Here is a 12,778-nt window from a genome sequence, read left to right on the forward strand (position 1 = left end):
CCTAGGCCGCGGTCCGCTCGAGCGGCCGCAGCCGCATCGGCTTGCCGCCAGGGGGATTCCGCGGTCCTTCATCCAGCGCGCAGAGCGCCTGCAGGATCTCGTCGATGGTGACCGGCGCCTTCAGCCCGTCGGGTGCCCGCAGCGAGGGCACGACGCGATCGCGGAAGCGTCGGAAGCCCATGACGCCAGGACGGCGCGCTTCTCGGAAAGACTGAGGGTCGGATCGGAGACCACGTCCCGGGGATGTTCTGAATACAATGCCGGGATGAAGCAGAGCATCGAGATCGACTATGTTGTCGAGAAGAGCAGTCGTCGGCCGCATGGCTGCCTCCATCCATTTCGAAGACGAGTTGAAGGATTGCCGCGCGGGATTTCCCGCGCGGCTCGGATCGATCCTGGCCGTCTAGTCCGGTTCAGGCGGCCTTGGCTTCGATCTGGGTCACGTTGCTCGGGGCGGCGCCGTTGATCTCGATGCGGCGCGGCTTCATCGCCTCGGGGATCTCCCGCTGCAGGTCGATGACGAGCAGGCCGTTCTCGAAGCGGGCGCCCTTGACCTCGACGTGGTCGGCGAGCGTGAACTGGCGCTTGAAGTTGCGCGCCGAGATGCCGCGATGCAGGAAGGTCCTCTTCTCCTTCTCGCTCTTGCGACCTTCGAGCGTGAGCACGTTCTGCTCGACCGTCAGCGCGACCTCTTCCGGCATGAAGCCGGCGAGCGCGACCGAGATCTGGAAGCGGTTCTCGTCGAGACGTTCGATGTTGTAGGGGGGATAGGTCTCGTCGGCGGTCCGCTGGACCTCATCGAGAACGTCGAAAAGGCGGTCGAACCCGATGGTCGACCTCCAGAGGGGAGTCCAATCATACCTCATATCCAAATCCTCCTTGGAGCAAGATGGGTACGAGCAGGCTCCGGACACCGTCCGGCGCCCGACTCAAGTCGCGGGACCCGAAGGCGTCCCGGCCGCCGCGATGGCGACGCCGAAAAAATTTGGAAGCCCGGAAAAGTTTCAAGACCCCGGCGCGATTTTTTTGCGCAAGGAATCGGGATGGTTAATGCAGCCTTGCCTGATTCAGTCCCCCGGATAGCGGCCTGCAGTCGTTCTCTTCCCTTTCCGGCCCTCACGCTCATGTGTCCGTGCGCCTGTTGCAGTACGATCGTAATTTAATATTATGCCCGTAATTACATTCGATCGCTCTGGGGCGACGAGATGCCCCCTCTCCGCTCTTTTGGAGGATTCCATGGACCACACGACCGCCGCTTTACGCCGACCCGCTCTCCGGGAAACCGCCGACCTGACCTCGCTCGGGCTTGCAGCGGCTGCCGCCGCAGTCCGCAACGGCGACATCACGTCGGAGGCCTACACCGCGGCACTTTTGCAGCGCGCCAGGACCCTTGCTGACTTAAATGCCTTCATCACCATCGACGAGGCCACCCTGCTCGCGTCCGCGCGGGAAGCAGATAAGGCGCGTGCCGCCGGGTCGGCGGCCCCGCTTCTGGGCGTGCCGATCGGAGTAAAGGACAGCTATCTAACGAGAGGGCTTTCAACAAGTCTTGGTCTGGAAGGGCTCGCGAACTTCGTGCCCCACGAAGACGCGGACGCCGTTCTCGCCATCAAGGACGCGGGCGCCCTGGTCTTCGGCAAGAACAACCTGGTTGAGATGTCCTATGGCTTGACCGGCCACAACGCGCGCTTTGGCCAAGTGAAGAACCCGCACGCCCGCGATTGCGTCTCGGGTGGATCGTCGAGTGGCTCCGCCACCTCCGTCGCCGCCAACATCGTACCCGCATCCCTCGGGGGCGATACTGTCGGATCAATTCGGGTGCCCGCATCGTTCTGCGGCGTGGTGGGGTTCAAGCCGACGACCGGGCGATGGCCGCGCGGCGGAGTCGCGCCGATCTCCCATACGCTCGATACCACGGGCGTGTTCGCGCGCAGCGTCGAGGACTGCGCTCTCGTCGATCAGGTCGTGACCGATGAACAGGCCGCGGAGCTCTCGAACGGCGGCTACGACCTGAAGGGAGCCCGGCTGGCCTTCGCGCCGCGACAGTTTCTCGATCTGGTGGACGCGGAAGTCGAGGCCCGCTTCCGCGAGGTGGTTCGGCGGCTGCAGGACGCCGGCGCCGAAGTCGTTGAGGTCGATCTCGGCGACGATTTCAATGCCCTCATCCAAACCGCGACATGGGGCATCTTCGCTCATGAGACGATGGGTACGATTTCGGAATTCCTGCGCCACTACGACATTCCGACCACTTTCGAGGCGATCTACACGGGTCTAAAGCCACAGCTTCATCAAGTGTGGGGGCACATCGTATTGCCAGGCGGTGCGGGCGCTACGTCGGCAGAAGCCTACCAGACCGCGCTCAACGTGAGCCGCCCGGAAATCCGGCGCCGCCTCGACAAGGCGTTCGTCGCCCAAGGGGCGCAGGCGATCCTGCAGCCGACGACGCCGTGCCCGGCACCTTTGATCGAGGAGCAGGCGACAGTCCATATTGCGGGACAGGAAGTCAGCTACCTCGCTTTGGCGAATCACACCGTGTCGGCGAGCAGCGTGGGACTGCCGGGTATCAGCCTTCCTGTTGGCTTGTCTCGCGGTGGGCTGCCGATCGGCCTTGAGCTGGACGCCCCCTTAGGAGGCGACCGTGCGCTTTTGAATCTCGCGAGCCGAGTCGAAGGCGTTTGGAGAGACTAGCGCTTAGGGCCGATAAACTGGAACAACCAATGCGTTTCGAGAAAGGTCACAAGGCGGCGACGCGACGGCATATCGTCGATGTAGCATCAAAGTGCATTCGCCGAGACGGCGTCGCTGCCGCCGGGATCGGCGGGATCATGAGCGAGGCCGGTCTGACCAAAGGGGCGTTCTCTCCCCATTTCGAGTCCAAGGAGGCGCTCGTCCGCGAAGCGCTGGCGAGCGCACTCGCCGACCAGCAGGATCGTCTCGACGGAGATCGACAGCGCGGCGCGGACCTTGAGGCTTTGATCCGGAGCTACCTCAAGCGCGTCCACCTCGGAAATCCGGCGGAAGGGTGCCCCTCGGCGGCGTTGCTTCCGGAAATCGCCCGGCAACCCCTGCCTACTCGAAAGGCCTATGAGAAGGGACTGCGGAGCTACGTCTCGGCGCTGGCCGCGCTGCTTCCGATTACGGATGCCGAGACGAACCGTCGCCGCGCGACGGCCATCTTCGGGCTCATGGTCGGAACCCTTCAGTTCGCACGGGCGGTGCCAGATGCTGCCTATGCGGAGCAGATCCTGGAAGGCGGCATTGACGCCGCGCTGCACCTCGCGCGAGCTCCATATTCCAAAGATTGAGCGCCCCTTGGCAGGCTACTCGCGCCCGCGCCGCAGCGCGGCGTGCAGCCGTTCTCTTTCCTTTTCTCACCGGTCGTCCTCGGCCCGCGAACGCTTCTCGAGAGCCTCGACCTCGGCCTGGATGGCCGCGGCGGTCTCCGCGTACTTACGCTCGGCCCTGTCCAGCGCGGCCTGCGCTTTCGCCGTCGACTTCTCGCGCCGTTCGCGATCCTTTTCTCGTGCGGCGTCCTCGCGCCGGCGCTCGGCTTCGCGGCGCTTCTGCTCCTTCTCGAAATCGGCGGCGGCCCTCCGGGCGTCCCGTTCGCGGATCTTGGGAGCGGCCTTGGGAGTGGGTCGCTTCGCCGGCTTCACCCGACGCCTCTCCCGCCGAGCCCCTCCTCCTCGCCGGACCCGAGATCGGACGGCAGGTCCGAGTGCTCGCCGAAGCGCCCGTTCGATCCGGCCGGTCGCTTCAGCACCACGCCAGGCTTGGAGATGGTCGCGGCGACCACGTCCGGATCGTCCGACTCCTTGGCGACGCCCTGATGAAAGAGATTACTGCCGGCGCCCCACGCTTTGAGCGCCGCCTTCATCGAGGGTGCTGCGATCGCGAGATCGTAGAAGCCCATCTGAAAGGTCTTGAGCTTCCTGGCCATCAAGCGTGCCGGCTCGCGGCTCTCCTACCGCCTGCGCGCGACCCAGATGCCGAGCAGGAATGCAACGAACAGCGACGGCAACGGTGCCTTCACCGCCACCTCTCGCAGCCGCTCGGCCCAGCGCAACGCGACGTCCTGCGAAGGCTGCTGGAGAGGTCGCCGGCGCGCTCGGGAAATCCTATCGTTGCCATCCTGCTCGTCGATCAGCCCGGAGGCTTCTGTCATCGCCGAGGCTTCTTTCATGTCCATGCGGGTCACTCCTCCGAAGATATAGGCCCGGCTCCAACCGCCTCCAGGACATCCCGGTTCCCGCGAAAGAGGCAGCAGGCGGCTGAGCTTGCGGCCGGAAGGTCAGTCCAGCGCCAGTCGCGTCTTGAGGCGCGGCGTCATCCAATTCAGGAATGCTCGTAGCTTCATCGGAACGGGCTTTCGCGGAGAATAGACGATATGGACGGGAAGCGGCTCAGGTTCGAAGTCGTCGAGCACGATGGCAGGCGTTCCAGCCTGCTTTGCGGCGTCCATCTTGTACGACATCACCCGTGTCAATCCGGCGCCAGGAAGGAAATAATGTCCGAGTGTAAGGGCGCGCCTGCGCTTGACGCCGGGCGCTCTTAGGCGTCCTTGCCCGCATACGACTCCAAACCGGACGGCAGCGCCTGGCTTCAATGCAGGCTCGGGGATGGCACAGCGGGAATCAAGCGACCATCCTCATCGTTAATCGTGACCGAACGTCCCATCTCTGATGCGAACTTGCGCGCGGCTAGCCGTCGCAGCGTCCGCATATTCCAGCATGATGATGCTGCCTCGCCCCGAAGGCAGCAGGATTTGAAACTTGAGCGTGACCAGCGGCGTTTTCCTCATGACGTCAATCCCAGCATGGAGCCAAGACGGCCGAAACGACGAATGTCCAGCGCTTCCTCGCGAGGGGTCGCGGCAAGCTGGACCTCGCCGCTATCCGTTGTCACCCGTACTAAATGAACCTCGGAAGCCTGTTGCATGACGGCACAAGCAAGACTGAGAGGACTGTTTCTCTCCGCATTCACAAAAGCCGAGATGAATGCGGGATAGGTCAAAGGTCCTGACTAACAAATACCATGTTTAGGACCGACATGGACGCCGTCGAGTTCAGCCTCATAGGCATGGCGGGGGTATCGTTCATCGCGTTTGTCATTGTCGCCAGTTCGCTGCTGATGGGATAAATGACACACCTTTAGGTATGAACGGAACTCCAGTTAGTGGTTGAGTCCTGACCATTTTCGTCGGCTGCCTCGCAAGCTTTCTCCATTCTTCTGCTGCCTGCAACCAAGCTTCCTTCGCGCTCGCAGTCGTGGCCTTGGCCGCCTCGACGTCGCATTCAGCGGCCTTCTGTCGGTAACGTTCAGCGTCCTGTTTGGACATGTGCTTGGCGGCTATTTTGGCGAAAGGATCGATCCTAACGTTAGCGTCCCGGAGCGCTTTCGCGCAGCCGTATGACTACGGTGCTGTCGCCCCGGGCGCATGAAAACTGCCGCGTGCCCTTAGGAACCCACCGCGCGATTCTTTCGTTGTTTCGTATCCCGGACAGCAAAGGAACAAGACCATGGATCGTGAACACGTGAAGGGCGTTGCCGACAAGGCAAAAGGCGCCATCAAGGAAGGTGCCGGTAAGATCAGCGGTGACAAGGACCTCGAAGCCGAAGGCAAGATTGATAAGGCCAAGGGTTCCGCGCACAAGGCCGCAGGAGACGTAAAGGACGCAGCGCGCGACGCAGCTGATGCCCTCAAAAAATAGACAAGATCAAGCCGCCTTCGGCGGCTTTTTTGCCACCTGGATTAGCGGCTCGGAAGACAGAAATTGATGCAAGCCCTGTTCGTTGAACGGAATGAGAAATTTTCGCTGGAATGACGAGGAAATAAATCGGCTGAAGCATTGATTGCTTCAGGAGCAAGCGCGGCTCGGGCCTCTGCTGCCCTACGCCGTCCACTCGCGTCGGTTCATCGACAAGCCCGGAAATTGGGGATGCGATTTCCATTAATCCCTGAAGAGCGCAGGCGAATAAAACTGTTGCTCAAGGATTAACCGGTCAATCGAACGCCAGCGCCGATCGACGGCGCGAGCTCGGCCGCGGCGAGCGTCACTGCAGCATGCCGCTGATGACCTGATCGAGGGTTGCGATCCGGTCCGCCATGCCGCGCGCAACGGCCTCGCGCGCGCCGACCATGCGGCCCTGACCGAATTCCTCGCGGACCTTGGTCTGCGAGACGCGACGGCCGCCCGCGACCGCCTTGACGAAATCGGCGCCAGCCTCGTTTGCCCGGCCTTGCAGATAGGCTCGAGCCTTGTCCGACAGTGGATGCGCCTCGTTTTTATTCGGCGATTCTCGGAACGAACGATCGCCATCTTGATCCCCACCCGGTCGAGCCAGCCGGAAATATCCTGGTGCATGATGATGGCGCCAATCGAGCCGACGTCGGCGGACGGCGTAATCACCAGCTCGCCGGCCTGCGAGGCAATCCAATACGCCGCCGAGACCGCGAGCGTATTCGCGACCGCGATGCAGGTTTCTTTGCCGACGCCACGGCGACCGCAGCTGCGGCCTCGTTGCCGAGACCGTTCCGCCTGGACTGTCGACGTCGAGGATGATGCCGGCGACGTCATGGTCATCGGCTGCGCGCGTAACCTGCGCGGCAATGCCGGTAAGGCTCGAACCGGACCAGCTGCCGCGCGGCGTCAGGCCGCCGGCGACCGAGACCAGCGCGGTCTTGCTCGCCGAACTCGAGGCCTGCGCCGCGGCGGCTGCAGCTGCGGCCTGGCGCTGCTTGGCGCGCGCAAGGCGATCGGCCTGCGCCGAGACCTCGAGCGGGACCAGCGCGTCGATCGTCGTGATCTGCGAAAGCACCTGACGCAGATCCACCTGGGACGGACGGTCGGGCGCATCCGGCTAGCGACCGAGCGCAGCCCGCCTTCTGGACCTCCAGCATCACAGTGCCGCTGCCCGCGCCGCCTTACGCGACCGGCGGCGCCGGACCCTGGTGGACGCCAAGGCTCGCTGCCGGGAGGCCCCGGAGCGGTTCTACGAAGAGCATCGAGCACTGGGCATCATACCCAGGACGCGAGTGAGGGGCGGTTTGGCCAATCTGAGGAACGCTGACTGGCCTCGATTGTTAGGATGCATTGTGGCGCCTCCCGTCACCGTTTATTTCACCTGCATCGGCTGCGGCATCGTCTATTCAGCGAGCCAGGAACGCAGCGCAACCCATACCAATATTTCCGGGACCTTCGATTGCTGGCAGTGCGGGAAGCTTGTTCATCACTGGGCTGGGCTCTTCGACTATAACGAATGGAGAATCGCCTACGTGCTGCCCAAGCAACCCAAGATGAGAAATGAAATACGTGGGTGACTGCTCCGCCCCTGAGAAAGCCGCCCGCCGGATCATGGAGCAAGCCCGAGCGTTCGAGCCGATCCAGGACGGCCGGATCTACATCGAGAAGATCAACTACCCGATGATCTACCAGGACAAGGCAACGCCGGCTGAATACTGGGCCGGCTTGCAGTACGCCAAGGATCAGGGCTGGCTCGAGTACCACGAGAGCGGGACGTTCGTGAGAATTCTCCAGCCGGGAAAAGACCTCTTCGCCTGACCGAGAGCTACTGGTGTTGCGCCTATCGCCTTCGCCGTTCTGACATGACGTACCAATATCCGGTCCCGACCGCAGCGGCCGCGCTGAGCACTCCAACGAGTGCGACGATCCCTTCCACCAGTTCCATGGGGACCTCATTGTCCCAAAGAACGGCCCCAGCGAGGCGGGCACGTCACCGGGGCCTGGTCTTCCGTTGGTGTTGTCCAATGCCATGGGGGGTAGCATCTGGACGCCCCAATAACTGCCCCGGCGCCGGCCTGTTCCAAAAATGCGCCTGAAACAATCCGCCCAGGCATCGCTACGGTTATGCAGCTCGCTACCGAAATTCATCTCGCGTGACGGCCGATGACGGCGAGATCCAAATCTGGCTCGCTGCGACTCGCGTGACGAAGCGGTTGACCGAGTGCTGGACCAAATTCCGGAAGGATGGGCTGTTAGCCTCATGCAGCGACAGCTTGCCGCCGATCACATCCCAATCCTCAACATGGCGGTCGGAGAGGTCCGCCGTCACCGCCTGGCCTGAAAGAAACGGCCCCAGCACCCTTGGAGGTGATGCTGAGGCCGTTCCTCATTTCCAGCCTTGCCGAGCCGCCGATGCAATAACTAGGCGCCCCTCTGGGCTCTAAGTAAATTGTCCTTAATGGAAACCGCCATGCCCAGTGAGCGGATGATCGAATCAAACTGTGAGCCAGTCAATTAACTTGCGTGAATCAAAGGTAAATAAGCTGCTGCTTTTGCCCGGATGCTTAACGGGTGTCTTAATTCACCGCGCGAGTGTCCTAATTGGCGGTGCCAGACTTGAAAAATTCGAAATGCGTCGTGATGCCACCTTCTCGTCATGGCTGCAGCGCTCTTTGCGAAGCAGCTCCAGCGCATGCCACATCTCTGGGGTGAAGCTGGCGCCGAGCGCGAGCGATGCAATAGTCACTTCCGCTGGCGTGCGTTCACGTAGGGAGGCTACCAGCTCCGTCACGCGCTCGTTGTTAAGGCCGGTCGCTTCCACGTTGTTCGCTCGGATGGTTGCAGTCGCGGTGAGCGGAGCCATTCGCTCATGCGCGCGCCGGCTTCGGCTTGCCGGGCTAGCTTGAGAAGGGTTTCTCGCTCAGCGCCTGCGGAAAGCGCTTTGGCACGTTCGCGAAACTGACTCGCTCGTTCTTGGAGCCGCTGTTCCAGCGAACGAGTTTGTGGCTTGTACCGGCAACGATGCTGCATGGCACACCTCGAAATACGGGGTCCTAATCCGTAGGGTTTCAAATAGGGAACCATCCCTAATATGCCTCAGCAAGGCTGACCGTTCCCTCCCGATCTACATTAAGTACAGGACCGTGGCCTCCTAACCGGAGGCGCCGGTTATCCCGGCGCGCGGCGAAGTGAACCAGTGAGCTGAAAGGGCAAGAGAACCGGGGCAAAATGTGCTTTGGTCGGGTCAATGACGCCGCCCGATCTCAGCCTCCCGAATGACGTAGAGACGCTGAAGGCCATTCACGCAGCGTGCACCACAACGTGCGTTACCTTCGGGAAACTCCCTTGAACGAGCTGGCGCGGTGCAATCGCTTTGACGCTAGTCGCGGGATTCGGTTTTCGCTGTAAACAGGCTCGACTGACGTTGCTTTGGGATTTCTGAGTGGCTTACTGAATCTACTCTTTGGACTGGCAACGCACCTGATTGGCGATGGCCGGCGCTTGAGGATGCGGGAGCGGCCCGCGGGATTCCAAGCAAATCGCTGACGCCGCCGTGGCGCGCAATGGCCTTCGATAACGTCGTTCTTAGTCTTCGTCAGCGCGAAGCGGCCGATTTTTTCACCAGGTAATCGCCCGAGCCTACCTTCTGGTAATCTGGCCCGGAGCGCTGAGCGCTTGGTGGCTCCTTGCGTCGCTTGACTGCGATCGGACAAAAGAAGTCAGTGCCGTTCGGCGAATACGTGGACGACGCAAATCGGGTTTGCGGCCTCATCGGTTACTTCCAGCCGCCATTCCTGGCCGGGCTTCAGCGCGCCATCGAGATCTTGGAGGAGTTGTCCGGCGGTGAAAGTAGCCTCCTTCCAGGCTGCGTCCTTGCCGGGAAGGTCCACGCCGGTTTCATCCGCATAGCGTTTCCCATGCTCAATGTGAAAAAAATACCGGGGCATTCCAGACTGTTTCGCGGCTCACTGCGTTGAAGCTGCAGAAACAATTGACCACATTGAAGGTCGTTCCATGTGTATGTCGGCGGAACCGGGCGGCCTCTGCCCGAACGCTCTTTCAAGGAGCCTCGGATGCCCATCGAGATGATGATTCGCAAGTTGCGGCTCCACTCCGAGTTGCCTGATGAAAATATCGAGGCGTTACGCTCCATCGTGACGCCGGTGAAGGATTTACCGGAGGATTCCGTCATCGTTCGCGAGGGCGACCTCAGCACCCAATGCTGCGTTGTCATGAGCGGGTTTGCCTACCGGTCCAAAGTTTCGGAAACCGGCAAGCGGCAAATCCTGTCGTTTCACATTGCAGGCGACATGCCTGACCTTCAGGGCTTGCCCTTGAAGCGGATGGACCACGACCTAACGACGCTCTCGCAGGCACGGCTTGGCTTTATAAATCACGACGCGCTCGAGCGGATCCTTGATTCCAGGCCGGCTCTGGTAAGAGCTCTCTGGCGAGAGACGCTTGTCGACGCCGCGTTGTTCCGGCAATGGATCGTCAACCTGGGCACGCGCTCGGCAGCGGGACGAATGGCCTATTTGATTGCGGAATTGCGTCAGCGGCTGGCGGCGATGGGATTGGTCGCGAACGAGCAGTTTGATTTTCCCATTACCCAATCGAAGCTGGCCGATGCGCTCGGGCTAAGCGTCGTGCATGTCAACCGAGTCCTCCAGGCCTTCCGAGCCGACGGGGTACTTGATCTCAAACGGAGGGTTGTCACGCTTCGCGATCTCGAAAAAATTGTTGAGCTCGGAGGGTTCGAAACGCTTGATGACCATGGTGACACGGCCTAGCGCCGCGCAGCGGTCGCCTGCGTTGCACTTATCATTTGGGCGCGACCTGCAGAGTAGACCCTCCACGTTAAGAATGTGGCTGCTTGTAAGCATTAGCCCTGCTGATCCTCGATCTGGTCCGCGAGGTGCCCGAGACGATGAAGCCACGCCGGATCCAGATCGTGGGCGGCGCTTCTCCTTCGCAGATCGAGAAGAAGGCAGCCTGATGCCAGCCAAGGTTCGATGGCGGAACGCGGCCCGCAAGCGCACAAAGCTTGACGCGAGAGTTGGCTGTGTGACGAGCAACGTCAATGCGAACACCCGAGGGCGCTCGCGTACGACAGCGCACGACCGCGGCGGTTTGAATATTTCCGGACACCAAGGCGACGTAGGAAATTTTTTGCGAATGCGCAGCCACAGTGAGGCATCGCGGCCGAGGCTGGTCTGCCAATATCGAGAGCAAATTCCGCAAGCGTTCGCCGCTGTTCACCAGCGTCTTATTCAAGCATTATTCAACGAACGCGGTCGGAGGCTACCTAAGTGCCTGAGATTGCTGGCGCTCCCTAGGGGACGGCGCCAACTTAGCAAACACAAACACTTAGCCGATGATTTGGAAACTTCCTCGAGCATTGAAACTCAAAGCGTTTCTGAGGGCAAAGTTCGAACCTCTGCAGCATTCCGTTTACCTGGGCCGTTAGCGGTTGGGCGGGTATGGACATCATCCGAAATGAGATGCGTAGATGCGCAGACATCTCATCGCCACCTCCCGAATAACCGAAGTCTCGAAAGAATCGGCGAAGGTAACGCTTCCTTCCTCTTTATCATTTGGGGAGCCCGGCACGCCGCAATCCTTCTTCGTATCGCGAGATGTCTTCGGCACGCCGATAAGGTCCCAGCACGTTTTTGAGGTTGGAAACCCGCAGTGTAGGATTGAGTTTGCGCAGGCGCACGACCGCCTTCTGCGCTTGATCCAACCGTCCCGCCATCGCGTTGCTCGCAGCGCCAATACGAAGTAGAGGTTGAGAGTTTGGATTGTCCTGAACCGCCCCGGGTTTGCCGGAGGCTCCAACTCCTGAGAGGATGGAGCCATGACGAGCAAGACGACGAACAAGTTTTCGCCCGAGGTCCGGGACCGCGCGGTTCGGATGGTCCTGGATCACGCCGGCGAGCACCCTTCGCGCTGGGCGGCGGTGACATCGATTGCGGCCAAGATCGGCTGCACACCGCAGACGCTTCATGACTGGGTCAAGAAGGCCGAGATCGACAGCGGGCAGCGGACCGGCGTTCCGACCGAGATGGCCGAGAAGCTGAAGGCCCTGGAACGGGAGAACCGTGAGCTTCGGCAGGCCAACGAGATCCTGCGCAAGGCGAGCGCCTATTTTGCGATGGCGGAGCTCGACCGCCGTCCAAGCCATGATCGGCTTCATCGATGATCATCGGGGGGCGCATGGGGTCGAGCCGATCTGCAAGGTCCTGCCGATCGCCCCCTCGACCTACCACGCCCATGTGGCCAAGCGGCGCGATCCGGCCAAGCGGTCGGCGCGCCAGGCAGGATGCCGCTCTGAAGGTCGAGGTTCGTCGCGTCTTCGATCAGAACTTCTCCGTCTACGGTGTGCGCAAGGTTTGGCGCCAGCTCAAGCGCGAAGGCTTCGATGTTGCCCGTTGCACGGTATCGCGATTGATGCAGGACATGAGTTTGCAAGGGGTCATCCGCGGCAAATCCGTCAAGACCACGATCAGCGACGAGGCGGCGCCATGCCCGCTGGATCACGTCAACCGCCAGTTCAAGGCGCCACGGCCGAACGTCTACGTCGCCTTTGTCATCGACGCCTATGCTCGCCGGATCGTGGGCTGGCGGGCCTCGCGCACGGCGCATGCGGGCTTCGTGCTCGAGGCGCTGGAGCAGGCCCTACATGATCGACGGCCGGTCCATCGTGGCGGGCTCGTGCACCACAGCGACAGAGTCAGCCAAGGCGGATTAAGTACACCGAGCGCCTGGCTCAAGCTGGCGTCGAGCCTTCCGTCGGCAGTGTCGGAGATTCCTACGACAACGCTCTCGCCGAAACCATCAACGGTCTCTACAAGGCCGAGGTGATCCATCGGCGCGGGCCATGGCGCAGCTTCGAGGCCGTCGAGTTCGCCACGCTCGAATGGGTCGATTGGTTCAACAACCGACGGCTCCTGGAGCCCATCGGAAACATCCCGCCGGCCGAAGCCGAGCAACGCTACTATGCCATGCTGGAACAATCGGCCATGGCGGCATAA

Annotated in this window: 15 protein-coding genes, 3 pseudogenes and 1 other annotated feature; of the genes and pseudogenes, 6 read left to right on the top strand and 12 right to left on the bottom strand. The window is 61.6% G+C overall.

All coding sequences use genetic code 11. The features are described from left to right. Position 1: 1 nt before the first annotated feature. Together ACE10X_RS30600 and ACE10X_RS30605 are read right to left on the bottom strand one after the other, a co-directional pair. Positions 2-322 (bottom strand): annotated as a pseudogene (locus ACE10X_RS30600) (hypothetical protein). A 91-nt stretch (positions 323-413) separates the two neighbouring features. Next, complete coding sequence (locus tag ACE10X_RS30605; RefSeq protein WP_038383580.1) at positions 414-866, bottom strand: Hsp20 family protein; 453 nt, start codon at positions 864-866, stop codon at positions 414-416. Between the two features lie 370 nt (positions 867-1,236). On the opposite strand from ACE10X_RS30605, the gene ACE10X_RS30610 reads away from it, so the two are divergent. Together ACE10X_RS30610 and ACE10X_RS30615 are read left to right on the top strand one after the other, a co-directional pair. Continuing rightward, positions 1,237-2,688 carry an amidase family protein gene (locus ACE10X_RS30610; protein WP_212056261.1) on the top strand — a complete coding sequence of 484 codons (1,452 nt, stop codon included), beginning with the start codon at positions 1,237-1,239 and terminating at the stop codon, positions 2,686-2,688. 29 nt (positions 2,689-2,717) lie between these two features. Continuing rightward, the gene (locus tag ACE10X_RS30615) at positions 2,718-3,305 is read left to right on the top strand and encodes a TetR/AcrR family transcriptional regulator (protein ID WP_209910593.1); all 588 of its coding nucleotides are present in this window, start codon (positions 2,718-2,720) and stop codon (positions 3,303-3,305) included. A 66-nt stretch (positions 3,306-3,371) separates the two neighbouring features. On the opposite strand, the gene ACE10X_RS30620 is transcribed toward ACE10X_RS30615, so the two are convergent. The 5 genes from ACE10X_RS30620 to ACE10X_RS30640 all read right to left on the bottom strand — a co-directional run bounded on the left by ACE10X_RS30620 (position 3,372) and on the right by ACE10X_RS30640 (position 4,801). Beyond that, the gene (locus tag ACE10X_RS30620) at positions 3,372-3,656 is read right to left on the bottom strand and encodes a hypothetical protein (protein WP_338132061.1); all 285 of its coding nucleotides are present in this window, start codon (positions 3,654-3,656) and stop codon (positions 3,372-3,374) included. Then, the gene (locus tag ACE10X_RS30625; protein WP_338132060.1) at positions 3,653-3,940 is read right to left on the bottom strand and encodes a hypothetical protein; all 288 of its coding nucleotides are present in this window, start codon (positions 3,938-3,940) and stop codon (positions 3,653-3,655) included. The genes ACE10X_RS30620 and ACE10X_RS30625 overlap by 4 nt, the downstream gene beginning before the upstream one ends. 24 nt (positions 3,941-3,964) lie before the next feature. After that, the gene (locus ACE10X_RS30630; protein ID WP_038383573.1) at positions 3,965-4,189 is read right to left on the bottom strand and encodes a hypothetical protein; all 225 of its coding nucleotides are present in this window, start codon (positions 4,187-4,189) and stop codon (positions 3,965-3,967) included. 102 nt (positions 4,190-4,291) lie between these two features. Then, complete coding sequence (locus ACE10X_RS30635) at positions 4,292-4,462, bottom strand: hypothetical protein (RefSeq protein WP_157787901.1); 171 nt, start codon at positions 4,460-4,462, stop codon at positions 4,292-4,294. Between the two features lie 192 nt (positions 4,463-4,654). Continuing rightward, positions 4,655-4,801 carry a hypothetical protein gene (locus ACE10X_RS30640; RefSeq protein ID WP_162136635.1) on the bottom strand — a complete coding sequence of 49 codons (147 nt, stop codon included), beginning with the start codon at positions 4,799-4,801 and terminating at the stop codon, positions 4,655-4,657. A gap of 718 nt (positions 4,802-5,519) precedes the next feature. On the opposite strand from ACE10X_RS30640, the gene ACE10X_RS30645 reads away from it, so the two are divergent. Continuing rightward, positions 5,520-5,711: a CsbD family protein gene (locus tag ACE10X_RS30645; protein ID WP_038383571.1), complete on the top strand. Its 192-nt coding sequence runs from the start codon at positions 5,520-5,522 to the stop codon at positions 5,709-5,711. On the opposite strand, the gene ACE10X_RS30650 is transcribed toward ACE10X_RS30645, so the two are convergent. From ACE10X_RS30650 to ACE10X_RS30660, 3 genes and pseudogenes are all read right to left on the bottom strand, one after another. Continuing rightward, positions 5,701-5,952 (bottom strand): hypothetical protein, encoded by a 252-nt coding sequence (locus ACE10X_RS30650; RefSeq protein WP_157787900.1) that lies wholly within the window; start codon positions 5,950-5,952, stop codon positions 5,701-5,703. The genes ACE10X_RS30645 and ACE10X_RS30650 overlap by 11 nt on opposite strands. Positions 5,953-6,054: 102 nt before the next feature. Then, positions 6,055-6,438, bottom strand: coding sequence for a S49 family peptidase (locus tag ACE10X_RS30655; RefSeq protein ID WP_276325846.1), 384 nt, complete (start codon positions 6,436-6,438; stop codon positions 6,055-6,057). Continuing rightward, positions 6,363-6,584 (bottom strand): annotated as a pseudogene (locus ACE10X_RS30660) (S49 family peptidase); the annotation flags it as partial. The pseudogene ACE10X_RS30660 and the gene ACE10X_RS30655, both read right to left, overlap by 76 nt. 720 nt (positions 6,585-7,304) lie before the next feature. Here ACE10X_RS30660 and ACE10X_RS30665 point away from each other — a divergent pair. Next, on the top strand, positions 7,305-7,562 hold the full coding sequence (locus tag ACE10X_RS30665; protein ID WP_375763304.1) for a hypothetical protein: 258 nt from the start codon (positions 7,305-7,307) through the stop codon (positions 7,560-7,562). A 763-nt stretch (positions 7,563-8,325) separates the two neighbouring features. On the opposite strand, the gene ACE10X_RS30670 is transcribed toward ACE10X_RS30665, so the two are convergent. Beyond that, positions 8,326-8,607, bottom strand: coding sequence for a hypothetical protein (locus tag ACE10X_RS30670; RefSeq protein ID WP_375763305.1), 282 nt, complete (start codon positions 8,605-8,607; stop codon positions 8,326-8,328). 856 nt (positions 8,608-9,463) lie between these two features. Then, positions 9,464-9,691 (bottom strand): DUF6894 family protein, encoded by a 228-nt coding sequence (locus ACE10X_RS30675; RefSeq protein WP_080583277.1) that lies wholly within the window; start codon positions 9,689-9,691, stop codon positions 9,464-9,466. A gap of 126 nt (positions 9,692-9,817) precedes the next feature. On the opposite strand from ACE10X_RS30675, the gene ACE10X_RS30680 reads away from it, so the two are divergent. Further along, positions 9,818-10,534 (top strand): Crp/Fnr family transcriptional regulator, encoded by a 717-nt coding sequence (locus ACE10X_RS30680; RefSeq protein WP_038383567.1) that lies wholly within the window; start codon positions 9,818-9,820, stop codon positions 10,532-10,534. A 1,067-nt stretch (positions 10,535-11,601) separates the two neighbouring features. After that, positions 11,602-12,778, top strand: a pseudogene (locus ACE10X_RS30685) (IS3 family transposase). Continuing rightward, positions 11,886-12,001 (top strand) — a sequence feature (AL1L pseudoknot). It overlaps the preceding pseudogene by 116 nt.

Origin of the sequence: Bradyrhizobium sp. Pha-3, from assembly GCF_042258325.1 — a bacterium.
Classification (GTDB): Bacteria; Pseudomonadota; Alphaproteobacteria; order Rhizobiales; family Xanthobacteraceae; genus Bradyrhizobium; species Bradyrhizobium elkanii.